Source organism: Nocardia fodinahabitans (assembly GCF_052983615.1).
Map to the genome: position 1 here is coordinate 6,741,455 of NZ_JBRJJC010000001.1, position 23,831 is coordinate 6,765,285.

General features: G+C 70.7%; 23 protein-coding genes and 3 pseudogenes. 14 read left to right on the forward strand and 12 right to left on the reverse strand.

Annotated elements, in window-relative coordinates:
• Positions 1-20 precede the first annotated feature (20 nt).
• Entirely contained in the window at positions 21-1,028 is a 1,008-nt protein-coding gene (locus NV348_RS31835) for a hypothetical protein (protein WP_447150184.1), read from the forward strand.
• A 3-nt stretch (positions 1,029-1,031) separates the two neighbouring features.
• On the opposite strand, the gene NV348_RS31840 is transcribed toward NV348_RS31835, so the two are convergent.
• The 3 genes from NV348_RS31840 to NV348_RS31850 all read right to left on the reverse strand — a co-directional run bounded on the left by NV348_RS31840 (position 1,032) and on the right by NV348_RS31850 (position 4,234).
• Positions 1,032-1,847, reverse strand: coding sequence for a class I SAM-dependent methyltransferase (locus NV348_RS31840; RefSeq protein ID WP_447150185.1), 816 nt, complete (start codon positions 1,845-1,847; stop codon positions 1,032-1,034).
• A gap of 181 nt (positions 1,848-2,028) precedes the next feature.
• A complete protein-coding gene (locus tag NV348_RS31845; RefSeq protein ID WP_447150186.1) occupies positions 2,029-3,462 on the reverse strand; it encodes an MFS transporter in 1,434 nt (477 codons plus the stop codon).
• Positions 3,463-3,685: 223 nt separating this feature from the next.
• The gene (locus tag NV348_RS31850; protein ID WP_447150187.1) at positions 3,686-4,234 is read right to left on the reverse strand and encodes a hypothetical protein; all 549 of its coding nucleotides are present in this window, start codon (positions 4,232-4,234) and stop codon (positions 3,686-3,688) included.
• Between the two features lie 108 nt (positions 4,235-4,342).
• Between NV348_RS31850 and NV348_RS31855 the strand changes: the two genes are divergently transcribed.
• Entirely contained in the window at positions 4,343-5,491 is a 1,149-nt protein-coding gene (locus NV348_RS31855; RefSeq protein ID WP_447150188.1) for a sensor histidine kinase, read from the forward strand.
• Positions 5,488-6,132: a response regulator gene (locus tag NV348_RS31860; protein ID WP_447150189.1), complete on the forward strand. Its 645-nt coding sequence runs from the start codon at positions 5,488-5,490 to the stop codon at positions 6,130-6,132. Before NV348_RS31855 ends, NV348_RS31860 begins: the two co-directional genes overlap by 4 nt.
• Positions 6,133-6,199: 67 nt before the next feature.
• Here NV348_RS31860 and NV348_RS31865 read toward each other — a convergent pair whose 3' ends face one another.
• On the reverse strand, positions 6,200-6,346 hold the full coding sequence (locus NV348_RS31865; RefSeq protein WP_447150190.1) for a hypothetical protein: 147 nt from the start codon (positions 6,344-6,346) through the stop codon (positions 6,200-6,202).
• 297 nt (positions 6,347-6,643) lie between these two features.
• On the opposite strand from NV348_RS31865, the gene NV348_RS31870 reads away from it, so the two are divergent.
• Together NV348_RS31870 and NV348_RS31875 are read left to right on the forward strand one after the other, a co-directional pair.
• The gene (locus tag NV348_RS31870) at positions 6,644-6,925 is read left to right on the forward strand and encodes a hypothetical protein (protein ID WP_019046714.1); all 282 of its coding nucleotides are present in this window, start codon (positions 6,644-6,646) and stop codon (positions 6,923-6,925) included.
• Between the two features lie 41 nt (positions 6,926-6,966).
• A complete protein-coding gene (locus NV348_RS31875; protein ID WP_447150191.1) occupies positions 6,967-7,374 on the forward strand; it encodes an NAD-dependent epimerase/dehydratase family protein in 408 nt (135 codons plus the stop codon).
• A 310-nt stretch (positions 7,375-7,684) separates the two neighbouring features.
• Here the strand turns inward: NV348_RS31875 and NV348_RS31880 are convergent, their stop codons facing one another.
• Positions 7,685-8,938 (reverse strand): serine hydrolase, encoded by a 1,254-nt coding sequence (locus tag NV348_RS31880; RefSeq protein WP_447150192.1) that lies wholly within the window; start codon positions 8,936-8,938, stop codon positions 7,685-7,687.
• A 183-nt stretch (positions 8,939-9,121) separates the two neighbouring features.
• Entirely contained in the window at positions 9,122-9,796 is a 675-nt protein-coding gene (locus NV348_RS31885) for a PaaI family thioesterase (protein ID WP_447150193.1), read from the reverse strand.
• A gap of 190 nt (positions 9,797-9,986) precedes the next feature.
• Between NV348_RS31885 and NV348_RS31890 the strand changes: the two genes are divergently transcribed.
• Positions 9,987-10,643 (forward strand): HAD family hydrolase, encoded by a 657-nt coding sequence (locus NV348_RS31890; RefSeq protein ID WP_447150194.1) that lies wholly within the window; start codon positions 9,987-9,989, stop codon positions 10,641-10,643.
• 6 nt (positions 10,644-10,649) lie between these two features.
• On the opposite strand, the gene NV348_RS31895 is transcribed toward NV348_RS31890, so the two are convergent.
• On the reverse strand, positions 10,650-11,174 hold the full coding sequence (locus NV348_RS31895; RefSeq protein ID WP_447150195.1) for a DinB family protein: 525 nt from the start codon (positions 11,172-11,174) through the stop codon (positions 10,650-10,652).
• 41 nt (positions 11,175-11,215) lie between these two features.
• Entirely contained in the window at positions 11,216-11,848 is a 633-nt protein-coding gene (locus NV348_RS31900; protein ID WP_447150196.1) for a maleylpyruvate isomerase family mycothiol-dependent enzyme, read from the reverse strand.
• 110 nt (positions 11,849-11,958) lie between these two features.
• On the opposite strand from NV348_RS31900, the gene NV348_RS31905 reads away from it, so the two are divergent.
• Entirely contained in the window at positions 11,959-12,444 is a 486-nt protein-coding gene (locus NV348_RS31905) for a hypothetical protein (RefSeq protein ID WP_447150197.1), read from the forward strand.
• Here NV348_RS31905 and NV348_RS31910 read toward each other — a convergent pair.
• The 3 genes and pseudogenes from NV348_RS31910 to NV348_RS31920 form a co-directional block, all read right to left on the reverse strand.
• A complete protein-coding gene (locus NV348_RS31910; protein WP_447150198.1) occupies positions 12,441-12,704 on the reverse strand; it encodes a hypothetical protein in 264 nt (87 codons plus the stop codon). The genes NV348_RS31905 and NV348_RS31910 overlap by 4 nt on opposite strands.
• A 64-nt stretch (positions 12,705-12,768) precedes the next feature.
• Positions 12,769-13,382 (reverse strand): annotated as a pseudogene (locus tag NV348_RS31915) (ABC transporter ATP-binding protein); the annotation flags it as partial.
• The gene (locus NV348_RS31920) at positions 13,373-14,044 is read right to left on the reverse strand and encodes a FadR/GntR family transcriptional regulator (protein WP_447150199.1); all 672 of its coding nucleotides are present in this window, start codon (positions 14,042-14,044) and stop codon (positions 13,373-13,375) included. The gene NV348_RS31920 and the pseudogene NV348_RS31915, both read right to left, overlap by 10 nt.
• A gap of 404 nt (positions 14,045-14,448) precedes the next feature.
• On the opposite strand from NV348_RS31920, the pseudogene NV348_RS31925 reads away from it, so the two are divergent.
• Positions 14,449-15,806 (forward strand): annotated as a pseudogene (locus NV348_RS31925) (2-isopropylmalate synthase).
• A 45-nt stretch (positions 15,807-15,851) separates the two neighbouring features.
• Here the strand turns inward: NV348_RS31925 and NV348_RS31930 are convergent.
• Entirely contained in the window at positions 15,852-16,859 is a 1,008-nt protein-coding gene (locus NV348_RS31930; protein ID WP_447150200.1) for a YeiH family protein, read from the reverse strand.
• Positions 16,860-16,966: 107 nt separating this feature from the next.
• Between NV348_RS31930 and NV348_RS31935 the strand changes: the two genes are divergently transcribed.
• From NV348_RS31935 to NV348_RS31960, 6 genes and pseudogenes are all read left to right on the forward strand, one after another.
• Entirely contained in the window at positions 16,967-17,572 is a 606-nt protein-coding gene (locus NV348_RS31935; RefSeq protein ID WP_447150201.1) for a YdcF family protein, read from the forward strand.
• A gap of 36 nt (positions 17,573-17,608) precedes the next feature.
• On the forward strand, positions 17,609-18,592 hold the full coding sequence (locus tag NV348_RS31940; protein WP_447150202.1) for a LysR family transcriptional regulator: 984 nt from the start codon (positions 17,609-17,611) through the stop codon (positions 18,590-18,592).
• Between the two features lie 66 nt (positions 18,593-18,658).
• Positions 18,659-19,474 carry a GntR family transcriptional regulator gene (locus tag NV348_RS31945; protein WP_447150203.1) on the forward strand — a complete coding sequence of 272 codons (816 nt, stop codon included), beginning with the start codon at positions 18,659-18,661 and terminating at the stop codon, positions 19,472-19,474.
• Between the two features lie 5 nt (positions 19,475-19,479).
• Positions 19,480-22,145 (forward strand): annotated as a pseudogene (locus NV348_RS31950) (fumarate reductase/succinate dehydrogenase flavoprotein subunit).
• Positions 22,145-22,372 (forward strand): 4Fe-4S dicluster domain-containing protein, encoded by a 228-nt coding sequence (locus NV348_RS31955; RefSeq protein WP_110038620.1) that lies wholly within the window; start codon positions 22,145-22,147, stop codon positions 22,370-22,372. Before NV348_RS31950 ends, NV348_RS31955 begins: the two are co-directional and overlap by 1 nt.
• A 21-nt stretch (positions 22,373-22,393) precedes the next feature.
• Positions 22,394-23,815 carry an ABC transporter substrate-binding protein gene (locus NV348_RS31960; RefSeq protein WP_447150204.1) on the forward strand — a complete coding sequence of 474 codons (1,422 nt, stop codon included), beginning with the start codon at positions 22,394-22,396 and terminating at the stop codon, positions 23,813-23,815.
• The last annotated feature ends 16 nt before the right edge of the window (positions 23,816-23,831 follow it).

The following is a 23,831-nucleotide window of genomic DNA, read 5'->3' on the forward strand; positions in this document are numbered from 1 at the left end:
GCGAGAACGGGGGCACGGGGATGAGTGACGACGACCGTGGCGATCTGCAGCCACCGAGCAGGCATGGGACCACCTGGCGCGAATCGGAATACCGGGTCCTGGCCGACGATCTGCGCGCGGGGGCCGACCTGGCGCGTACCGCGAAGACGGTGGGGCGCACCGAATCCGCGGTGCGCGCCGCCCTCCGCAATTTCGTGCCACCCGAGGAACGGGTGCCGACGGCTGAGCGCGAACGCTGGATTCGCGGTCGGCTGGTGGCCGAGCCGGAATGGGATTGGTGGGCGGTGGTGGTCGATCAGCACCGCCGCACCCGCAGTGGACTGTGGTTCACCCGGCACGAACACTGCGCCCGGATCGGCTGGCGCCGGCGCACTCCGATGACGGCGCTGGCGCAGGAACTGGGGACCTCGGAGTTGTCGGCCGCCGAGTTGCTGCGTTCGCTCGGGCTCGTCACGAGCATCGAGGAGGCGGCCGATCAGCTGGGCGCGACACCGGGACTCGCGCTGGCCAAACGGGTCTCGGCCCGCCGCGACGACGCCGTCGGCGCCCGGTGGATCCTGGTGATCGACGGCGCGGCGGGCACCACCCGCTCCCGCAACGCCCCGGTCCGCCGACAGGTCTCCCTGCACGAGACCCGTGCGGCGGCCGAGGCCGAACGCGACCGTGTGCTGGCCTGGCACGCGCGCGTCGATGTGGGCGAGCCGGAATCGCCGGTGTGGTGGACCATCGCCGAACGTGGTCTCGGCGCGACCACCGGGCACACCCGCTGCGGCACCTTCGATCCCACCGCGGCCTTCGGCGGCCCGGTCCGTGCCGAGGCGCTCACGGTCGGCGACGTCATCCGCGTCGGCGTCGGCGACAGTGGCTTCCTCCAGGACCGGATCACCGCGATCGCCCAGGCGGGCGCGGGCGCGCCGATCGTCGTCGACCTGGCGCCCGTCGCGAATTCGCGGGTACGCCGCGTCGTCGAGTTCGCGCCGGGCGAGGTCGTCGACGTGGTGCGTGGCCTGGAGGAACGCGCGAGCTGACGCTCAGTGCCGGGGTGATCCGCGCAGCACCGCCCGGATCACCTCGGTACGCAACGGGAAGTCGAACTCGCCCTGCGCGGTCTCCGGTGTCGCGAGCAGGTAGTCCCGGATGCGGTCGAGCAGCGCGGTCCGCTGCTCCAGGGAGATCACCACGGTGTGCGAATGGGTGCCGATCGTCGTCACCAGCGATTCGGCGGTGCGTCGCTGTGCGTGCGCGAACTCCGCCTTCTCGAATGCCGTCAACAGTGGATGCGCCGGGAGCTTCTCCTCGGTCTCGGACGGGATGAACGACACCTCCGACCGGGAGACCCGCTGAAGCCCGGCCACCCACTCGGTGCTGTTGTCGTCGGTATTCCACAACGCCGCGAACACCCCACCGGGCCGCAGTACCCGCGCGATCTCGGGGAACGCGCGTTCCTGATCGAACCAGTGGAACGCCTGCCCGGCGACCACCGCGTCGACTGAGTCGTCCGGCAGCGGAATCGCTTCCGCCGCGCCGGAGAGCGCGCTCACCGACGGATACCGCCGCACCAGCTCCGCGAGCATCGCCGCATCGGGTTCGACCGCGATGGCCGCCGCCCCGGCCGCCAGCAATCCGTCGGTCAGCTTGCCGGTGCCCGCGCCCAGGTCGAGGACCACCGGGTCTGTCCGCCCGACCGGCCCCAATGCCCACCGGATCGCGGCCGCCGCGTAGTCCGGCCGATGCTCGGCGTACACCGCGGCCTGCGCCCCGAACGACCTCGCCCGACTCGCCCCCTGCCCGGCCGGATCCGTCGAATCCCCTATACCCCACACCGTCTCGACCCTACCGGCGCTCACCCGGCGGTGCAGCGCAGCTCCGCCGGCAGTGGCGTCCGATCGATTCCGGGCGGCCGGCGATTCCGGCAAAACGGCCGCGGTGTGCTCCGAGAGGGCGATCGGCGCGGTCCCAGGGCGTGCCGTGTCTATCGGCCACGAGGAGTTCGGTGCTGCGACCGAATGTTCTTGCGGCGTAGCGGGATCAGTCGACCTGGACGTCGGCGGTGGTGGTGGGCCGTGCGCCCGGCATGGTGGCCGCGGCGGCGAGCAGGACGATCGACATGGCGAGAAGGGTGACGAAGACCAGGTGGATCGCGTCGGCGAGTTCGCCGGGGTCCGGGCGGTCGACCGCACTCACCTGGGCGTTGACGATGGCGCCGAACACGGCGACGCCGACCGCGCTGCCGATGGAGCGGGCGAACATCGTCGCCGAGGTGACGACGCCGCGTTCGGACCAGGCGGCGTCGGTCTGGGCGGCGATCAGGGTCGGATTGGCGACCAGACCCATGCCCGCCCCGATGAGGAAACACGCTCCCGCGAGCTGCAGCGGACTCGCCTGCGCACCGATCGGCAGCAGCGCCACGCAGCCGGCGACCGCGATCGCGCTGCCGATCAGCGCGGTGGTGCGGAAGCCCCATCGCAGATAGAACCGGCCCGCCTGGGAGGCGGTGATCGGCCAGCCGATCGTCAAGGCGCCGACGGTGAGGCCGGCGAGGGTGGCGGTGGTGCCGAGGACGCCCTGGGCGAAGGTCGGCACGTAGGAGGTGAGCCCGAGCACGATCGCGCCGATCAGCATCGACACCGCGCTCGCGGCGACCACCACCCGGCGGGTGAAGATCCACAGCGGCAGAATCGGATTCGCGGTGCGGTGCTCGGCGACCCCGAAGACGCCGAGCACGACGGCGCTGCCGGCGAACAACGCCAGGCTCACGGGGGAGTTCCACGCCCACGACTGGCCGCCCTCGAGCAGCGCGAGGATCAGCGCGCCCGCGCCGAGTGTGAGCAGGGCCGCGCCGAGATAGTCGACCTGCCCGCGCGCCCGGCGCGGGGTCGTCTCGGTGAAGTTGCGCAGCAGCATCACCCCGGCGAGTGCCGCCAACGGCAGGTTGACCAGGAAGATCCAGCGCCAGCTGGCGAAATCGGCGAAGGCGCCACCGACCAGGGGACCGAGCACCGCCGACCCGGCCCACACCCCGGCCAGATAGCCCTGCACCTTGGCCCGCTCGGGCAGGGTGTACAGATCGGACGCGATGACCATCGTCATCGGCTGGATCGCACCAGCGCCGATGCCCTGGATCGCCCGGAACACGATCAGCGCCACCATGCTCGTCGCGAGTCCGCACAGCAGCGAGCCCAGTGCGAACACCGCGATCCCGAACAAGATCACCGGTTTCCGGCCGACCGTGTCGGCGATCTTGCCGTAGATCGGCACCGTCACGGCCTGGGTGAGTAGATAGATCGAGAACAACCACGGGAACATCGCGAATCCGCCGAGATCGGCGGTGATGGTCAGGACGCCGGTGGCGATGATCGTCGAATCCAGCGCCACCAGGCTCGTCGACATCATCAGCGAGGCCAGGATCGCGCCGCGCTCGGAGCGCAGTCCGACCGCGGGACGTGCGGTATCGGTCGCCACCGCGGCTCCCTTCATGAGCTCAACTAAACAAATGCACAGTATCGTCCCACGAATTCGGGTGGGCCGAACGGCATCAGGGGACCGCGATCAGTCCGGGGCGGCGGGGGAAGCGGCGCGATATCGGCCGCCGCCTCCGCACGCATCTCTCCTCCGGTGGTGGCTGCGGGAGCGGATCCGACGATGCCCCGGTTCCGAATCGGTACCGGGGCATCGGTCGTGCGGGTCAGCCGCGCTTGGACCCCGTGACCCACACCGGCCCGGTGAGCAGCCAGATCACGGTGATCACCCCCAGCGAGCCGAATATGCCCATGAGCTGCTCGCGCTGCTGCGCATCGGCCACCGTGTAGCTCAGCGCCAGCGTGAGCGCGCCGGCGATGGCCGCCGCGCCGAGCCAGCGCGCGAAGTCGGCCCACTCCTTGCGGGTGCGTTCGGGACCGTACTTCGGCACCTTCACCGGCGCCGGTCCACCGGCGAAGCGGTGGGCGAAGCGCGCGTCGAGCCACTCGATCATCCGATGCCCGAACATCACCGTGCAGCCGAGATAGATGCCGGCCAGCCGGTGCGCGAAACTCACCTCGCCGCCCCGGTGCAGATCGATGGCCACCGCGATCACCAGGACCACGTCCAGCACCGGAACCAGTGCCAGCGTCACCAGGCCGGCGCGGCGCAGCCGCGCCACATAGCGCAGCAGCAGACCGCCCACTACCAGCACCCAGAAACCGATCTCGCACGCGGCGATCGTCAGCAGTACGGGGTTGTTCGATGCGTCCATTTCCCCACTGTGCCGGGCACGCCGGTGCGCCGTCGTCCCGCTGACGGCGCGGGTGTGGTCCACCTTTCGGGGGACCCGAGGCGCGGTCGCGGTGTGCTGAAATGAGGCATGCCCGCTGCCCGCCCGTCCCTGTCCCGGCTCGTGGCGGTGTTCGACACCGCGACCGCGGCCGCCGTCGGGGTCTTCCTGGTCGGGGTGCTGCTGTGGGTCGCCGGCGGCTGGCCGGTGGTGACGGATCGCGATCTGTATCCACCCGCGGCGAAGCTGGCGCTACTGTGCGCGGCCTTCGCGATTCAGCTGACCGCGCAACGCAGACCGGGTCTGGCCTTCGGGCTGATGGTCGTCCTGCTCGCCGGTGACTTCGTCCTCGGCCCGTCGTTGCCGCTGTGGATCGCGCTGTCGGATGTGATCTACCTGGCCGTGAGCACCGGATCGGACCGGCTCGGCGCGGTGGTCGCCGGGTTCGCGCTCGCGGTGACCGCGGGCGGTGCCCTGCTGGCGTTGACCGTGCTGGGGCTCAGGGCGGCCATCTACACCGTCCTGATCGGTGTCGCGATCACCTGGTCACCGGTGGGGTACGCGCGGGCGGTGCGGGCCTCGCGCCGCATGGTCGGTGTCGAACGCAACGCGGCCAGAGCAGAACTCGCGGCGCGCGACGCCGAGCGATCGGCCGCGCTCGGTGACGAACGCAGGCGGGTCGCCCGGGACCTGCACGACACCGTCGCCGGGCACCTCTCGGCGGTCGCGATCCTGGCCGAGGTGGCGCAGAAGAAGCCCGGCGATACCGCCGTCCTGCAATCGATCCGCGCGGGCAGCCTGGCCGCGCTCGACGAGATGCGCGCGACGATCGACCTGCTGACCTCCCCCGGCGACACCGCCGTCACGGCCCGGCTCTCCTCCCTGGACGGACTGATCGATGCCGCCGAGGCGGCGGGCGGGACGGTGACCCTGCGACGCCAACCCGACCTGCCGCTGTCGACCGCCGTGGAAGCGGTGCTCACCCGCATCCTGGGCGAGACGATCGCGAACGCGACCAAGCACGCGCCGGGCGCGCCACTGGCCATCGACGTGCGCCGCGACGCGGGCCGGGTGGTCGTGACGGCCGCGAATCCGATCCCGCCGGGTCGCTCCGAGGGGGAAGGAAACGGATTGCGCAACATGATCTTCCGCGCCGAATCGATCGACGGCACCCTTACCGCGGGTGCCGAGGACGGCACCTGGTGCGTGCGCGCGCGGCTGCCGCTGGGGGAGCGATGACGGTGACGGTGGTGGTGGCCGACGATCACGCCACGATCCGGGCCGGGATCACCATGCTGCTCGAGTCATCCGGGCAGATCCGGGTTGTCGGCGAGGCGGGCGACGGTGTCGCCGCGCTCCGGCAGACCCGCGCGCTGCGTCCGGACGTGGTGCTGATGGACGTGCGTATGCCGCGCGTCGACGGGCTCGAGGCCACCGCCGCGATCGTCGCCGAGACGAACGCGAAGGTCCTGGTGCTCACCACCTTCGCCATCGACGACTACGTCCTGGGCGCGCTCGCGGCGGGGGCGAGCGGCTTCCTGCTCAAATCCGTCGGTGGCGACGAGTTGGTGCGCGCCGTCCTCGCCGTCGCCGACGGCGACGCGGTGCTCGACCCGAAGGTGACCCGCGCGGTCATCGCCGCGCTGCCCCGGGCGACGACACAGGCGCCGCCGCCGGACCTGTCCGCCCTCACCGAGCGCGAACGACAGGTGCTCGCCGGTCTGGGGGCCGGGCTGTCGAACCAGCAGATCGGTAGCCGCCTGCACATCGGCGAAGCCACCGTGAAGACCCACGTCTCCCGGGTGCTGACCAAACTCGGTGTGCAATCGCGTGTCCAAGCGGCGGTGATCGCCACTCAGGCGGGGCTGGAACCGTACTGACCGTGCCACGGCGATGCCCCCGCAGACCGGTGTCGGTCGCGGGGGCATCGGGTCGGCGGGGCGGTGATCAGCGTACGGGGTGTGGGTCCGTCCGGTCGTGACGGATCCGTCGTGATTCAAACCAATAGGTCAGGGAAACGGTGGCGTAGGAGGCCGCTACCACTGCTGCGGTCACCAGAAGAAACGCGACGATCAAGGAAATCAGGAAAGTCATGTGCCCTCCTCGCGGTACGGTAGACGTGGCACGCTGCGCGTGCTCGGCGATGAAGGTGGTGGTCAGCGCCTCGTCGCGCCGATTCCGGACAAGCCCCGCGCTGTCGATAGTAGGGGCAGGGCGCGACGGTGACACGGCCCGACGGGTGTGACGGCGGTCATGGTCGTCGCGGAGTGTCGGCTACGCCATCGAAGCGGCCTGAGGTTGAATGTTCAATGGATCTGGGGTTCTACCGCGTCACGAGTTCTCGACATCGGCTTCACCACGAACATCCGACGAAGGAGCACGATCGTGAGCATGATCCTGGCTGTGTTGGACGGCGCTGTTCTCGCGCAGGTCGGCAACCCCACGCCGGAAGCCCCGCCGATGGCGGAGAAGATCTTGCAGTTGGGCCGGTACTTCACCTGGATGATCCTGCTGTCCGGCGTCACCGCCATCACCTACGGCGGCGGCCGGTTCGCCTGGGAGAAGTGGAGCGGCGGCGGTCTGCAGTCGCCGAAGATGATCGCCAGCGCCATGGCGGGCGGCGCGGTGGCCACCAGCGCCGGCACGATCATGAACGCAGTGATCGGGACCTGACCTCCGGCCCCGTGGCGCACCGCCCCGGCTGGAGTCGGGGCGTGCGTATCTTTCTCGCCGGCGCCACGGGCGTCATCGGAGCGCGCTTGCTGCCGTTGCTGATCGGCGCGGGCCACGAGGTAGCGGGCCTGACGCGATCCCCCGGCAAGGCGGCGGCGATCCGCACCACCGGAGCCCACCCGATCGTGCGCGACGTCTACGACGCGCCCGGCCTCGCCGCGGCGGTCACCGATTTCGCGCCCGATCTGGGGATGCACCAGCTCACCGACCTCCCCGACGATGTCGCCGACCTGGCGACCTCCGGCGAGGCGAACGCGCGCATCCGTACCGAGGGCACCGCGAATCTGCTCGCCGCGGCCGCCGCCGGTGCGGAACGCTTTCTCGCCCAGAGCATCGCCTGGCAGCCGCCCGCCGGACGCGGCTGCTCGACGCACCGACCGGCACGGTGATCGTCGCCGAACCGGCGGACGAGCCGCGATAGCGCGCACACGCACGTCTGCTGGACGTGCAGTTGCCCGACCGCTCCGGCCGGACGGTGCGTCCACCGATGCCGGCCGGGTGTGCGCCGACCACGCGCGTAATGCCGAGCGCGCCGGTCCCGAACAGCAGGCGAAGCCGGCCGAACCCGACGTGCGCCGCACGATCGAAATGTTGGTCGGAGCTACCTCACGACAGATACCTAGGAGCGCCTGGCCCTCGCCAGGGGCTGGTCGGTGGAACGCTGCGCGAACTGGGACGCGCCGGCGATCACCGCCGTGCTCACCGGAGGTTCAGCCACTCCGGTGCGCGGTCCAGTCGCGGCAGGGTGTCGGACACCTGGGCGACCAGCTGCCAGGGGCGGTTCGTGTCGGTCCGGGCCTTGCCGCTGGTGAGGATCGCGCCAGCGAGCCCACGTTCGGGGTCGGCCCAGCCGTACTGCGTCGTCAGACCGCTGCGGCCGAAATGGAATCGGGTGTCGCGGCCGAATTTCGATCGACGCCCGCCCGATTCGAACCCCGCGCGGCTGACCCGGCCCGCCGCACCGGGCATCCGGTCGGCCGGTCGGATCGCCTCGACCAGCGTGGCGGGTTCGATGATCCGGATGCCGTCGAGTTCGCCACCCCGCGTGAGGATTTCGTAGAAGCGCGACAATTCGAAGGCGGTCGTCACCAGGTTCCCGGAGGGGAGTTCGGCGGTGAGGAACGCGTCGTTGTCGGCCTTGGACGCCTTGTCCATCCGTCCGCCCAGCGCCTTGCGGGCGAGGAACAACGACAATCGTGACGGTGGCGGACCCGTCTTCACACTCGGCACGACCTTGTCGAGATCGGCCGGGTCGACGCCGAAGTTGTTCCAGCGGAAGCCGAACGGGATCAGCACCTGCTCGGCGAGATGCTCCCGCATCCGCTTGCCGGTCGCCCGCTGGACCAGCAGACGCTGGATCAGCCCGCTGGTCAGCGCGTGGTAGACGCGGAACCGGCCGGGTGGCCAGCTCGGGACGAGATCGGCGAGCGCCGCGACGGCGAGATCCTCGTCGGGAACGACCTCGCTGCCCCGGTACGGCGGCGTGATGAACGGGACGCCCGCCGAATGCGACAGCACGTCACCGATGGTGATCCGGTCCTTGCGATGCGAGGAGAACTCCGGAATGTATTCGCACACACGGTCGTTCAGCGCGAAGGCGCCCTGTTCGACGAGCATGGACATCACCGTGGCGGCGACACCTTTCGCGGTCGAGAAGCCGCAGAACGGCGTGTCCGGGGTCGCCAGGATCTTTTCGGTGCCGGGGGAGTCCCTCGGCGCATTGCCCCACCCGTGACCGATCGTCCGGTTCAGCACGATCTTGCCGTTGCGCCGCAGGCACACCTGGATCGCCGGTGTGGTCCCCATCGCGTACCAGTCGCGCACGGAGTCCCACAGTCGCGCGACCGCCTCGGCGGACGTGCCGGCCTCGGCGGGGTCGTCTTCATGACCGACCGTTGTCACCGAGTCCAGGTCCTCGGCGACCGTCACGAACGTGCCCGGGAGTGCGCTCATGCGACCCAGCCTATCGACGCCGCGGATCCCCGACACTGTGACGTGGGCACCTCACCGGTGCCGTCCCGGGCGCGGGCGACGGCCGCGGGGAGCGGTGATGTGCGCCCGATCGCCCGCCACCCCGGCCGATGCGGGCGGCACTCGGATCACGTCGATCACGATGTCGCCCGGCGGCCGGGTCGATCAGGGCTGGCCGGGCTTGAGGAGGATGAACAGTCCATGGGCCTCGGCGCACAGGCGCTCGCCGTCGTGCATCGTGGCCCGCAGGTACACCTTGCGGCCGTCGGTGCGCTCCACCCGCGCGCGGACCGTCAGCTCCTTGTTGAGCGGAGTGATCGAGCGGTAATCGATGGTGAGCGAGGCGGTGCGGGTGACGGCCTTGGTGTGCACCGCGGCGGTCATGCCGAGGATGTCGTCGAAGGCGACGCCGATGTGACCGCCGTGCGCGGCGTTGTTGCCGCCCAGGTGGAAGGTGCGGAAGGTCAGCCTGGCGGTGACACCGTCGACGTCGGCGCTGTCCACCAGGTACGGCGGCAGCGTGATGTTGCCGCGCGAGGGCAGGTCGGTGCGGGTCCAGCTCGGCGCCGACCACTCGTCCACGACCGCGGCGTCCAGGCGCGCGTTGAGCTGCTCGAGCGTCGCGATGGTCTCCTTGGCCAGCTCGTCGGACGGGTTGAGCAGGCGCGCGCGGTCCATCAGCTCACGCACCTGTTCGACCAGCTCGCCGTAGTGCGGGCCGCCGATGGTCTGGTCGAGTTTGGCTTCCCTGCGCTGCTGGATCAGCTCGGCGACCGGCCGGAACCCGCCCTCGTGGTGCTCTGCGTCCGGCAGCGAGTTGCCGACCTGTGTATCGTCCATATGCAACACGTTATCGCTGCGGAGCTGGATGTTCGCGTCCGGTGTCCCACTTGCGTGCGCGCTCGTGACACGGCTCACCGCGGCCGGACCGCCTCTATTAGGCTGGTGCCGATCACCGAGCAGGTCTGTACGTACCGGAGAGCCGGCGCGCCCGCGGTGCCCGGCGGATGAACGGCGAAAGGCTGAGCGCATGGGTATCGCGGCGGTAGTGTTCGACATGGACGGCGTGCTGATCGATTCCGAGCCCCTCTGGGGACAGGTCCGGCACGACTATGTCGACCTCAAAGGTGGCCGGTGGCAACCGGATTCACAGCACAAGATGATGGGCATGAGCACCCAGGAGTGGGCCGCGTACATGAGCGACGACCTCGGGGTCGCCATGCCGCTCGACGACATCTCGACCAAGGTCATCGATCTGATGGCCGACAAGTACGCCCACCACGTGCCGTTGCTGCCGGGCGCTGTCGAGGCGGTGCAGCGGTGCGCGAATCAGTGGAAGCTGGGTCTGGCCAGTTCGTCGCCGCGCTCCCTGATCGACCTGGTGCTCGCGAAGTCCGGTCTGCTCGAGTACTTCTCCGCGATCCTGTCGACCGAGGAGGTCGGCCGGGGCAAGCCCGCGCCCGATGTGTACCTCACCATCGCCCAGCGGCTCGGTGTCGATCCGGCCGGCTGCACCGCCGTGGAGGATTCGACCAACGGCCTGCGTTCGGCGCACGCGGCGGGCATGCGGCTCATCGCCGATCCCCGCCCGGAGTTCCCGCCGGTCCCCGACGCGCTGGCGCTGGCCGCCGTGGTGATCGACGATCTCGATCAGCTCACCACCGAGGTGATCACCGGGACCGCCTGAGCCCGCTCAGAAGCTGCCGGTGACGCCGTCGATCCGCTCCCGCAGCAGGTCGGCGTGTCCGTTGTGCCGGGCGTATTCCTCGATCATGTGCAGGTACACCCAGCGCAGGGTGTAGCCGTCGGACCGCCACGGGACGTGGAAGACATGATCGAGCGGCAGGTCGGCGACCGCCGCGTCGCAGGCCGCGACCTCGGCGTGGAAGACCGCGAACGCCTCCTCCGCGGGCAGCGAGGTGAGGTCGTCGAAATCGGCGTCCGGCTCCGCTTCGGACCCGTAGACCGGTTCGACGGACTCCCCGGCGGCCGACACCCGGAACCAGCCCCGCTCGACCTCGGTGAGATGCCGGATCAGCCCCAGCAGTGACAGCGTGGACGGCGGGACCGAGCGGATCGCGAGCTGCTCGCCGTCGAGCCCGCCGCACTTGTTGAGCAGGGACTGGCGATGGAAGTCCAACCAGGACTGCAACATCGGACGTTCCGCCACCCCGACCAGCGTGCGTGCCGGGATGACTTCGGGCGCTGTCCACGTCATCCGGCTGACGGTACAGCCCGGCGCGGCGGCGCGCAGTCCGATTATCGGTCGCCGGTGAACCGGTCCGCCGCGGCGCCGTGCAGCCGGCCCGCGGGGAGCGTGCGCCCGCACAGGACGAGCAGCAGGTCCTGCGCCGCGCCCGACAGCTCTTCGCCTTCGCGGTGCCGGAAGTCGAGATCGGTGGCTACCAAGGCGATTCCGTCGAGGTCGACGCCGAAGTAGCCGACCGAGCGCGGGTTGTGGGCGGCGAGCACCAGCCGCATCCGGTCCAGCGGCACCGGCTCGGCCCGCCCGAGCGCGACGGTGATGTCGAGGCCGTGGATCACATCGTGGCTGAGCGCGCTCGCGTATCCGGCGCCGCCCGGCGGCTTCCACGGGTGGGTGGCGTTGTCCCGGATGGCGGCGACGAGCTCGGCCGTGCTCATCCGCTCGGCATCGGCTCTGGCCTCACGGTCGGCCAGCCGGTCGAAGCTGCCGCGACTGGTGATCATGCCGAGCACGAATCGCGGCAGGGACATCCGGAACGGCATGCTCAGGTGCGCCGCGACCTCGCGGACCCGCCACCCGGCGCAGAGGGTGGGCGCGTCCCAGATCGCCTCGTCCACGCCGGCGAGGAATTCCGCCGTCTCGGTGCGCTGCGCCGCGATCGCGGCCCTGACCTCGGTGTCGCTCACTGGGTGACCTCCTGTCGACAGACTTCACGTCGTCGATGTAGACGGCGTGATCGGCGCCGATTCATCGGTACCCCTGTTCCCGCCCGGCCTCGATCCGGCACACTGGCCGGATGGGTGCGCAGCGTGACGAATCGCCGGCGGTCGTGGTCCACCTCGGCGACGGCTCCGGCGCGCCACGGGCCGTAGACCCCGCCGATCCCGGCACCGCCGCCACCGACCCGGCCCCCGATCATCCGTTCCTGCTGCTGACCCGCACCGCGACCGAGCGGATCCAGGCACGCCTTCTCGACGACGGCACCTACGAACTCGAGCACACCGACGGCGCCGACCACCGCCAGCTGTTCACCACCGACGCGCTGCTCGTGCGCGATGTCGTCTGGTCCTGGGTGCAGCAGGACCGATGGTGGCGCGACACCGTCGCCTGGACCACCGTCGATCCCGCCATCGCCGAGCTCGACGCGCTGCGCGCCGAACTGTCCGAGATGCTCGACGGCATGTCGGTCCTGGATGCGGTCACCGACGACCTCGACCGCACGCTGGCCCGGGCCGACGAACTGCTCGCCGCCGACCCGGACGTCGACCTGGACCGGTACTAGTAGTCCGCCTCGCCCTCGCACCAGTCGTCGAAGGCGTCGAACGCGGCCTCGGCGTAGGCCGGGACGGAATCCTCGACGGCGTCCTCGATGGGGTCCCAGACCCGGTCACAGCCGGCCGGGGCCGGCGGCCAGGACTCGATGTACTCGACCAGGGGTGATTTCGGCGGCGGGGCTTCCTCGGCGGCGGCGATGCCCGCGCCCACCGAGAACAGTGCCGCGGTGGCTCCCGCGACGGCGACGATCCGGTACCCGATCCTCATGACATCCTCCTGTCGGTTCCGACATGCGATGTCCCGCGATCGTAACCGCCGCGGCGGGTGGGTGTCAGCGGGCGCGGGCGCTCCAGCGGCCGTCGTCGTAGCGCACCTCGATGGGGTGGGCGAAGGCGGTGGAGATGTGGTCGGTTGTGATGACCTCGGCGGCGCGGCCGGTGGCGACGGTGCGGCCGCCGGCGATGAGCAGGGCGTGGGTGGTGCTGCTCGGCAGTTCCTCGAGATGGTGGGTGACCAGAACCGGGGCGACCTCGGGGTGGGTGCGGTCGAGCGAGTCGATGGTGGTGAGGAGCTGTTCGCGGGCGGCCAGGTCGAGTCCGGTGGAGGGCTCGTCGAGCAGTAGTACGCGGGGGCCGCTGATCAGGGCGCGGGCGATGAGGGTGCGGCCGCGTTCACCCTGCGACAGCGTCGGCCAGATGTCGGCGGTCTTGCCGGTGAGGCCGAGGGTGTCGATGATCGCGTCGGCGCGGGCCAGGTCGTCGGCGGTGGGGGACCAGCGCATCGGGGTGTCGATCGTGCCGGTGATGCCGGTCAGCACGACCTCTCGAACCGTCAGCGCATAGCGCAGGGGATGCCGCGGATCGACGTGCCCGATGCAGCGGCGCAGCCGAGCTCCACCCGGCCGAATTGCTCGCCGAGCACCCGCACCGCGCCGGTCATGCGAAAGCCTCCTCGAGCGCGGACAAGTGGGTGCGGCTGAAGGTGGCTGCCGCCGTGGGGTTCCGGTCGGCGACGGCCTGGGCGAGCTGTTCGTGCGCGGCGTGGTCGGCCTGCTCGGAGGCGACGGGCCGCAACTCGAGCATGTCGATCATGGCCAGGCGCAGGCGCGGCAGGAAGCTGTCGAACAGCTGGGTCAGCACATCGTTGTGGGCGGCGACGATCACGGCGCGGTGGAAGGCCATATCGGCGTCGACGTGCTCGGCCACGGTCTGGCTGTCGGCGCGGCGACCGGCCAGCGCGCGGCGGATGGCGCGGACGTCGGCGGGGGTGCGCCGCTGTGCCGCCAGCGCGGCCGCTTCGGCCTCGATCGCGATGCGGGCCTCGATCACCGCCGCGATGGTCGCGCCGCGCAGCACGACGTCCCAGTCCTCGCTGACATCGAGCGCGGTGACGAACACGCCCGCGCCCTGCCTGCTGTCGAGCACGCCTTTGCCCGCCAGCTCCCGGATCGCCTCCCGCAGCGTCGACCGGCCGACGCCGAGCTGGGCGGCGAGCAGTGTCTCACCCGGTAATCGGTGACCCAGCGGCCACTCGCCCCCGCGGATCCGGGCGAGCAGAAGTTCGGCCGCCTGAGCAGCCAGCGGCTGGCGCCTGACCTGTGCAACCACCAGAAAACCTCTCTACTTGTCTGAGGAGTTGTGGTAGAAGTTTACCCATCATGACGCACACCGCGCTTCTCCTCCGCCGCCACGGCGGGGTCTGATCGACCGGCCGCCCCGCCGTGGGGCTCTGTCGTGGCCGGTCGCCGTCGTCTCGTGGCCCCCGGCCAGGAAGCAGAACCGTCATGAACACCTTCCCCACCCTGATCACCCCCACCGGCGCTGTCGGCGCCGACGCGCCCGCGTGGAATCGGCAGCGCCACTCGGCCATGCCGTCGCATCGCTACCGCGATATCCACGCGCGCGTGGAAGTGCCTGCCGGAGAGCGGGACTGGCCCGATGCCACGATCACCACCGCCCCGCTGTGGGTGCCCGTCGATCTGCGCGACGGCAATCAGGCGCTGGCCGAACCGATGGATCCCCACCGCAAGCGCCGGTTCTTCGAATTGCTGGTTGCCATGGGGTACAAGGAGATCGAGGTCGGCTATCCTTCCGCCTCGCCACCGCGCCGGTCTGGCGGGAGGTCGTGCTGGGCAAGGGGCGCGAGCAGTTGCGGGAGCTGATCCTGGCCGGTGCCCGCGATGTGCTCGGCACGGCGGGTGACCTGCCGAACGTGCGATTCCAGTTCTCGCCCGAGGTGTTCAACCTGACCGAACCGGACTTCGCGCTGGAGATCTGCGACGCGGTGACCGCGCTGTGGCAGGCCTGCCCGCAGCGGCCGGTGACGCTGAATCTGCCCGCGACGGTGGAGGTCGCGACGCCGAACGTGTACGCCGACCAGATCGAGTACATGCACCGGAACCTGGCCCGTCGTGACGGGGTGGTCCTGTCGGTGCACCCGCACAACGACCGGGGGACCGGCATCGCCTGCGCCGAACTGGCGGTGCTGGCCGGCGCGCAGCGGGTGGAGGGCTGCGTCTTCGGCAACGGTGAGCGCACCGGCAATGTCGACATCGCGACCCTGGCGCTCAATCTGCACGCCCAGGGTGTCGACCCGATGATCGACTTCTCCGATGTCGACGAGATCCGCCGCACGGTCGAGTACTGCACCCGGCTGCCGGTGCACGAACGGCATCCCTACGTCGGCGATCTCGTCCACACCGCCTTCTCCGGCACCCACCAGGACGCGATCCGCAAGGGCCTGGCGCACCATCGCGAACAGGCGGCACGCGCCGGGGTCGCCGAGCGCGAAATGCCCTGGCAGGTGCCGTATCTGCCGATCGACCCGGCAGATATCGGTCGCTCCTACGACGCGGTGATCCGGGTGAACTCCCAGTCCGGCAAGGGCGGCATCGCCTACCTGCTGCAGACCGGGTACGGGCTGGACCTGCCACGGCGCCTGCAGATCGACCTGGCCCGGCGGGTGCAGCTGCACGTCGACGACACCGGCGCCGAGATCACCGCGAAGGAACTGTTCACCCTGTTCGAACAGGCCTACACGGTGCCGGATCCGCGCATCGTGCTGACGCGATGGCGTATCGCCGACGGGGACACCGAGATCGTGCTCGACGTCGGCGGTCGCGAACTGTGCTCGGCGCATCACGGCATCGGCCCGGTCGAGGCGGTCACCGCGGCACTCGCCGCGGCGGGCCATCCGGTCGAGATCCTGGGCCGGACGCAGCATTCCGTGGACGAAGGTGTGGACAGTGCCGCCGTCAGCTATCTGGAATACCGTGTGGCCGGGCGCACCGGCTGGGCCTTCGGGCGCGGTACCTCGGTGGTCGCCGCGTCCCTGGACGCGGTATCGAACGCGGTGAACGCGACGATCTAGCCGCCGATCGCGTGGGGCGGCGCGAGCCGCCGCACGCGATGTCGTTCAGCACCAGCCGGTGAGATACATCAGGCCGAGGCTGGCGATGCCGAGGATCAGGCCCAGCACGCCGCCGAGAACCAAGGGCCGCACGCCCGCGCTGCGCAGCCGCTCGACGCTCAGCGAGGTGCCGATGGCGGCCAGGACCGCGGCGATCAGCCAGCCGCTGGTGGCTGCCAGCGGCGTGGTCAACGCGGTGGGCAGGATGCCCAGACCGGCGATGATCGACGCGGCCAGGAACAGCACGACGAACAGCGGGAACGCCTGGCGCAGCGAACCCGCGGGGGCGCCGGTCTCCGCGGCGAGACGACGACGGCCGACGTGCAGGCCGATACACAGCGGGACGATCGCGAGACTGCGCACCAGCTTCACGATCACCGCGAAATGCGCCGCGCCGGCGCCGAAGATGACGCCGGCGGCCAGCACCGAGGAGGTGTCGTTGATCGCGGTGCCCACCCACAGGCCGAACGCCTCCTGCGACAGACCGAGCGCGCGGCCGAGCGGCGGATATACCAGCACCGCCGCGACATTGAAGACGAAGATGGTGCCGAGCGCGTAGGCGACCCGCTGCTTGTCCGGCCGCAGTACCGCGGTGGCGGCGGCGATCGCGGACGCGCCGCAGATCGTGGTACCCACCGCCACCAGCGTCGCCGATTCCCGGTCGACCGCCAGCATCCGGCCCACGAAGAACGCCGCCACCGCGCCGACGAGCAGCGTGCCGAGCAGCACGACGGCCGTCTCCTTGCCCACGCTCATCACCGAACCCAGCGGCAGACCGAGCCCGAGCAGCACGATCGCCGCGCCCAGCAGCCGCTGCCGGGCGGCGTCGAGGCCGGGGCCGAACGTTTCGCCCGTCGCGTCCTTGCGGCGCAGCACCATCCCGGCGACGGCGCCCGCGGCCAGCGCCAGCACGGGCGCGCCGATCATCGGCAGGGCCTTGCCGAACGGCATGGCCACGGTGGCCAGGAGCGCGGCGAGGGCCAGGCCGGGAGCGAAGGTACGTACTCGGTTCACTGCTCCACCTTCGCCGCGCCGAAGACTCCGAGGTAGAGACCGGTTTCCTGGGTGCCCATAAGGCAGGCTTATGGGTGTCGGCGCGGCGGGTGTGCTTTCCTGGAGAGATGCGGACACGAACCCGGCTCGCGCTGACCGCCGCGATCGCAGTGATGCTGTGGGGCGAGTGGGCGAATTGGCGCGCCTCCCGCAGGCGCGTCGGCGCGGCGGGTCCGGGGTCCGAGGCGGTCGTGGTGCTCGGTTACCGCGACGCGGGTCCGCGGGCCAATGCGATGAACCGGTGGCGGGTGCGCGCCGGCCTGCGCTCGATCGACCCGGCGGCCACCGAATCCCGTCTCGTCCTGTGCGGCGGCGCGTGCGCGGGCCCGGTGTCCGAGGCCGCGCTGATGGCCGGATACGCCACGGGCGCCCGCGGATATCGCGGTGAGCTGGTGCTCGAGGAATCGAGCCGATCCACCTGGGAGAACATCGCTTTCGCGGTTCCGTTCCTGAAGGACGTCGACCGCATCAAGATCGTCTCACTGCCCACCCACGCCGCGACGGGTCGGGACTATCTCGCGGAGCAGAGCCCGGAACTGGCCGTGCGGCTGGTGCCGGGTCGGGAGTACCGATTCGGTGAGTGGATGCCACTGAAGCCGGTGATCGCGCTCTACGGAGTGGTCAAGAATCTGCGCGGCCGATACCTGGCCGAACACGGCGACGACAGTGCCTGATGCGGCGCGACGGCCCGCGTCGCTCATAATCGGCGCATGACCCTGCCGCCCGGAACCCCCGACCTGGAAGTCCTCGACCTCCTGGTGTCGGTGGCCGAGCTGGGCAGTCTGGGCGCGGCCGCCCGCCGCCACGGCATCAGCCAGCCCGCGGCGAGCATGCGGATCCGCGCCATCGAACGGCGGATGCGGGTCAAGCTGCTCGACCGCGGCCCCACCGGCTCGGCGCTGACCGACGCGGGTCATGCCGTCGTCGAGCACGCGCGCATCGTGCTCGCCGCCGTGCGCGATCTCGTCGACGATGTCGACCGCCTGCGCGCCGCGGCGGCCCCACGGCTGCGCATCGCGGCGTCGAAAACGATTGCCGACCACCGTATTCCGCACTGGCTGGCGGCGCTGCGCACCGACCATCCCGAGGTGCTGATCTCGCTGGAGGTGGACAACTCCACCCAGGTCGCGGCACTGGTGCGCGACGGCGTCGCCGATCTGGGATTCGTCGAGGGCCCGCATCCGCCCGCCGGGCTCGGCAGCCGCGTGCTCGGCGCCGACGACCTGGTCGTGGTGGTCGCGCCGGATCACCCCTGGGCGCACCGGACGACCCCGGTCGCGCTCGCCGAACTCGCCGGCACCGCCCTGCTGTGGCGCGAGCCCGGCTCGGGCACCCGCGACACCGTCTGGGACCTGCTCAGTACCGCAGCGACACCCGCGGGCCCGGCCGCGGAACTGGGCTCGGCCGCCGCCATCGTGGCGGCCGCCCGCGCCGGCATGGCCCCGGCCGTGCTGAGCCGGCTGATCGCCGCACCGGATCTGGCGACCGGGGCGCTGGTGGCCGTGCCGTCCGCCGATGCCGCCCGGCTGACCCGCAAGTTCCGGGCGATCTGGCGCCGCAACACCCCGCCCTCCGGCCCCGGCGAACTGCTCGTCGATCGGGCCGCGCAACTCGAGGTCGCCCGCTCGGCAGTGGTGGGACTGCCGGACAAGGGTGCATCGCCGCAGGTAGAGGGCTCGGGGCCGCAGCGGTAACTGGCGTAACTGTCCGGTAATTGCCCGAAGCGTCCGCCGTAACGCGGCCTTCGGAACATGTGCCGCATGACAGCCACTCCTTTTTCCTCGGCGCGGCCCCGGCCTCCCGATCCCGGCACGGGCCGCCGCAGCGCGCCGGCCCGACGCATTCGTGACGTGCTGCGCGCCCGCATCCGCAGCGGCGTCTACGGCACCCGGCCGCTGCCCGCCGAGGCCCAGCTCGCCGCCGACTTCGCCACCAGCCGCAATATCGTCCGCGACGCGCTCGCCCTGCTCCGCGACGAAGGCCTGATCGACCGGGTCCCGGGCGCGGGCACCTTCGTCGTCGCAGAGAAGGCGGTGCAGGGACTGGACCGTCTGCGCGGGCTGGCCGAGACCTTCGAGACCCGCAGCGAACGGGTGGTGAACCGGGTCCTGCTCGCCGAGGTCGTGCCCGCCACGCCCCTGGTCGCCGAACGGCTCGAGCTGGAGGCGGGCGATCCGGTCGTCGCGCTGGAACGGGTGCGCTACCTCGACGGTGCCCCGCTGTCGCTGGACGCCAGCTATCTGACCGCCGACGTCGGCATCCCCCTGCTCGACCAGGACCTCACCGGCTGTGACGTGTTCGGACTGCTCGAAGCCGAACTCGGGTTGCCGCTGGGCTCGGCCGCGGTCGCGATCGAAGCGGTCGCCGCCGATCCGACGGTCGCCGGCCTGCTCCAGGTGCGCGCCGGTTCACCGCTGCTGTTCCTGGAACGGCTCACCTACACCGATTCCGGCCGGCCCGTCGATCTCGAATACATCCGCTATCGCGGTGACCGGTTCTCCCTGTCCGGCCGGCTGGACCGCGTCCCGGTGACCCCGCGGCGCACTGTCGCCCGCGACTCCAACGAAAGGGGTTGATCCTCATGCAGATTCCACCGCTTACCGACCGGCGCGAGCTCGTCTGCGACGTCCTGATCGTCGGCGGCGGCACCGCCGGGACGATGGCCGCGCTCACCGCGGCCCGGCACGGCGCGAACGTGCTGCTGCTGGAGAAGGCGCACGTGCGGCATTCCGGCGCGCTCGCCATGGGCATGGACGGTGTCAACAACGCCGTCGTACCCGGCAAGGCCAGCCCCGAGGACTACGTCGCCGACATCACCGTCGCCAATGACGGGATCGTCAACCAGCGCACCGTCTACGAGACGGCCACCCGCGGTTTCGAGATGGTGCAGCGCCTCGAGGGGTACGGCGTCAAGTTCGAGAAGGACGAGCACGGCGAGTACGCGGTGCGCAAGGTGCACCGATCGGGCTCCTACGTGCTGCCGATGCCCGAGGGCCGGGATGTGAAGAAGGTGCTCTATCGCACGCTGCGGGCCCGCGATGTGCGCGCCAAGGTGACGATCTCCAATCGGGTGATGCCGGTACGAGTGCTCACCGTCGACGGGCGCGCGGTCGGCGCCGTCGGGTTCGACACGCGCACCGGGGAGTTCGTCACCATCTCCGCGGGCGCGGTGATCCTCGCCGCGGGCGCGTGCGGCCGGCTCGGCCTGCCCGCCTCGGGCTATCTGTACGGCACCTACGAGAACCCCACCAACGCCGGTGACGGCTACGCCATGGCCTACCACGCGGGCGCCGAACTGTCCGGCATCGAGTGCTTCCAGATCAACCCGCTGATCAAGGATTACAACGGTCCGGCGTGCGCGTATGTGGCGAATCCGTTCGGTGGCTACCAGGTCAATGCCGAGGGTAATCGTTTCGTCGACTGCGACTACTGGTCCGGGCAGATGATGGCCGAGGTCAAACGGGAACTCGACAGTGCGCGCGGCCCGATCTACCTGAAGCTGAGCCACCTGCCCGACGCGACGATCCGCGAGATCGAAGGCATTCTGCACACCACCGAGCGGCCCACCCGTGGCACGTTCCACGAGGGTCGCGGTACCGATTACCGCACCGGCGACATCGAAATGCACATCTCCGAGATCGGGTTGTGCAGTGGACATTCGGCCTCGGGGGTGTGGGTCGACGAGCACGCCGCGACCACCGTCCCCGGCCTGTACGCGGCCGGTGACATGGCGCTGGTCCCGCACAACTACATGATCGGCGCCTTCGTCTACGGCGACATCGCCGGTGAGCACGCCAGCGCCTTCGCCCGCGGCGCGACGCATCCGGAACTGCCCGCGGACCAGATCGAGGCCGCCCACGAACTGATCTACCGGCCGCTGCGCAACCCCGACGGCCCGCCGCAGCCGCAGGTGGAGTACAAGCTGCGCCGTTTCGTCAACGACTACCTGCAACCGCCGAAAGCGCAGTCCTACCTCGCGCTCGGCGTCGCCGCCTTCGAGCGGATGAATGCCGAGATCGCCGCCATGGGCGGGCAGACACCGCACGAGCTGATGCGCTGTGCCGAGGTGACCTTCATCCGTGACTGCGCCGAGATGGCGGCACGCGCCTCGCTGCGCCGCACCGAAAGCCGGTGGGGGCTCTACCATCAGCGCGCCGACTGGCCCGCCCGCGACGACGCGGAATGGTTCTGCCATCTCAACCTCTATCGCGGCGCGAGCGGGTCGATGGAGTTCCGTACCCGCCCGGTCGCCCCGTACATCGTGCCGGTCCCCGGTTTCGTCCGGCCCGACGGCGTCGCCGACGTCGCCGCTCCCGAACTCGTCGGCGCGTGGGGCGCCCGATGAGCGCGCGCCTGCTGACCCTGCTCGACCTGGCCGACGAGTGCCCGGAACTCGACGAGCTCACGCCGTATCTGACCGACCCCGACCCCGAGGTGCGGCGTACGGCCCTGTCGGTGCTCAGCGAGACCACCGAGGCGTGGGCAGCGGCGGCGCCGATCATCGCGGGCGCGCTCGCCGATGCCGACGTCGACGTGCGGCACACCGCGATCGGGTTGCTCACCGAACTGCTCGAAGTGCTGGTACCCGGACCGGAATTCGATGCGGCACTGCGGGACTGCGTCACCGCGCCGGAACCGGCGGTGCGCTCGGCCGCGATCGAGGCGCTGTGGCGGCACCGCAGGGCGACCGCCGGGGAACTGCTCGGCTGGCTGGCCGATCCGAACGCTGCGGTCCGGCGCGTCGTCGTCGGCGGACTCACCTCGGTCGACGCCATCGACGAACTCGCCACCGCGGCGGCCGACGAGGACCAGAACGTCCGCATCGGGGTCGCGAAAGGTCTTGCCGCGGTGGGCGACCCACGCGGCGCGGTTACCCTGCTGACGCTGGCAGCCGACCCGGAACCGCTGGTCCGGGCCGCCGCGCTGGCGAGCCTGGCCGGCACCGGCTGCGACGACCAGGCCGCCGCCGTCGCCACCGTGGCGATGACCGATCCGGCCTGGCAGGTCCGGCAGGCGGCGGCCGTCGCCCTGGCCGCGGCCGACCCCGAACTCGCGGCGGCGCCACTGCTGTCGGCCGTCTCCGACCCCAATCTCGACGTCCGCAAGGCGGCGGTGCGCGCACTGGCCGAACGGATCGCCGAACGCCGCGACATCACCACGGCGCTGCAACGGGCACTCGACGACCCGGACGCCGACGTCCGCGCCTTCGCCCGCATCGGCATCGCCAACTCTGGAAAGGAACTCTGATGGCCCAGGTCAATGCCCGTCTCGACGTCCCCGTCTCGGTCGACGAGGCCACCTGTATCGACGGCTGCACGCTGTGCGTCGACATGTGCCCCCTCGATTCCCTGGCCATCCACCCGGATTCGGGCAAGGCCTACATGCACGTCGACGAGTGCTGGTACTGCGGGCCGTGCGCCGCACGGTGCCCGGTCGGCGCCGTCACCGTCAACATCCCGTTCCTGTTGCGCTAGAAGAAGAACGGATCCACCATCATGAGCTCGACCTGCTTACGCCTGACCGCGCTGCTGCTCGGCGCCGCCGTGGCCGCCACCCTGGCCACCGGCTGCGGCGCCGGTGACGACGGCAAGACCGTCACCGTGAACATCGGCTACCAGTCCAAAACCATCAACACCGTGACCGCGGGCACGCTGCTGCGCGACCGCGGCACCTTCGAAGCCGAACTCGCCGCATTGGGCAAGACCACCGGCCTGACCTATCGGGTGGAGTGGAAGGACTTCGCCGCCGGCCCGCCCCTGACCGCGCAGATGCTCGCGGGTCAGGTCGACATCGGCTCGATGGGCGACGCGCCGATCCTGGTCAACGGCTCCAAGACGCGCGATCACGCCGATGTGAAGTCCGAGCTGATCGCGGTCACCGGCTACAACCTGCGCGGCTCGCTCAACCAGATCGTCGTCCCGCTCGATTCGCCCGCGGCGACCCTGGCCGATCTGCGTGGGCAGATCGTATCGACCAGTGTCGGCTCGGCCGCCCACGGCATGCTGGCCACCGGTTTGTCGGCGGCGGGGATGACCCTCGACGATGTGAAACTGCTCGGCCAGGACCCCGCCGTCGGTGCCTCGGCACTGCAGGGCGACCAGGTCGCCGCACTGGCCCAATTCGTGCCGTGGCCACAGAAACTCGTGTACGACGGCAAGGCCCGACTGCTCTACGACGGTGGCAGCGCGGGCATTCCGACCTTTCACGCCGTCGTCGCCAGCGAGCGGTTCGGGACCCAGCACCCCGACATCGTCACGGCGTTTCTCACCGCCCAGCGCAAAACGACCGACTACCTCAACCAGCATCCGCTCGAGGCCGCGCAGCGGGTCGCCGAGAGCACCGGTCTGCCCGCCGAGGTCGTCTACCTCTACAACGGTCCGAACGGCCTGGTCGGTTTCGACCCGACGATCAAGCCGCAGCAGGTCGACGCGCTGGGCACCCTGCTGCCGTTCCTGAAAAGCCTGGGCGCGCTCTCGGATCTGAACCTCGGCGAGTTCGTCGACGATCGGTACGTGCGGGCCGTCTACGGCGCCGACTACGAGACCGCACGTGCTTCGGTGGCCCCGCCGTCGCCGCTCACCGGGACCGACAGCGTGTGCGGGGGAGCCGTCGACGGGCTCGCGACCGCCTCGGAAGTCTGGTTCGCCGATACGGCGACGACCTCGGTCGCCAGGACCCCGACCTGTCTGCTGCGCCGGATCGCGGCCAAGGGCGGCACGGTGCGCGCCGCCTACGTCCCCGATCACGGCACCGGGACACGGCTGTTCGCCGCGACCGCGACCTGGGTCAGCGATCCCGCCGCGGCCCCGGACGATCGGTTGCTGCCGTTCGCGATCCGCGCCGACGCCCAGCAGTACGCCGCCGCCCATCCGGGCGCCGCGGTCATCGACTACCAGGCAGCACTGAAAGCCCGCTAGTTCCGTCACGTGAGAC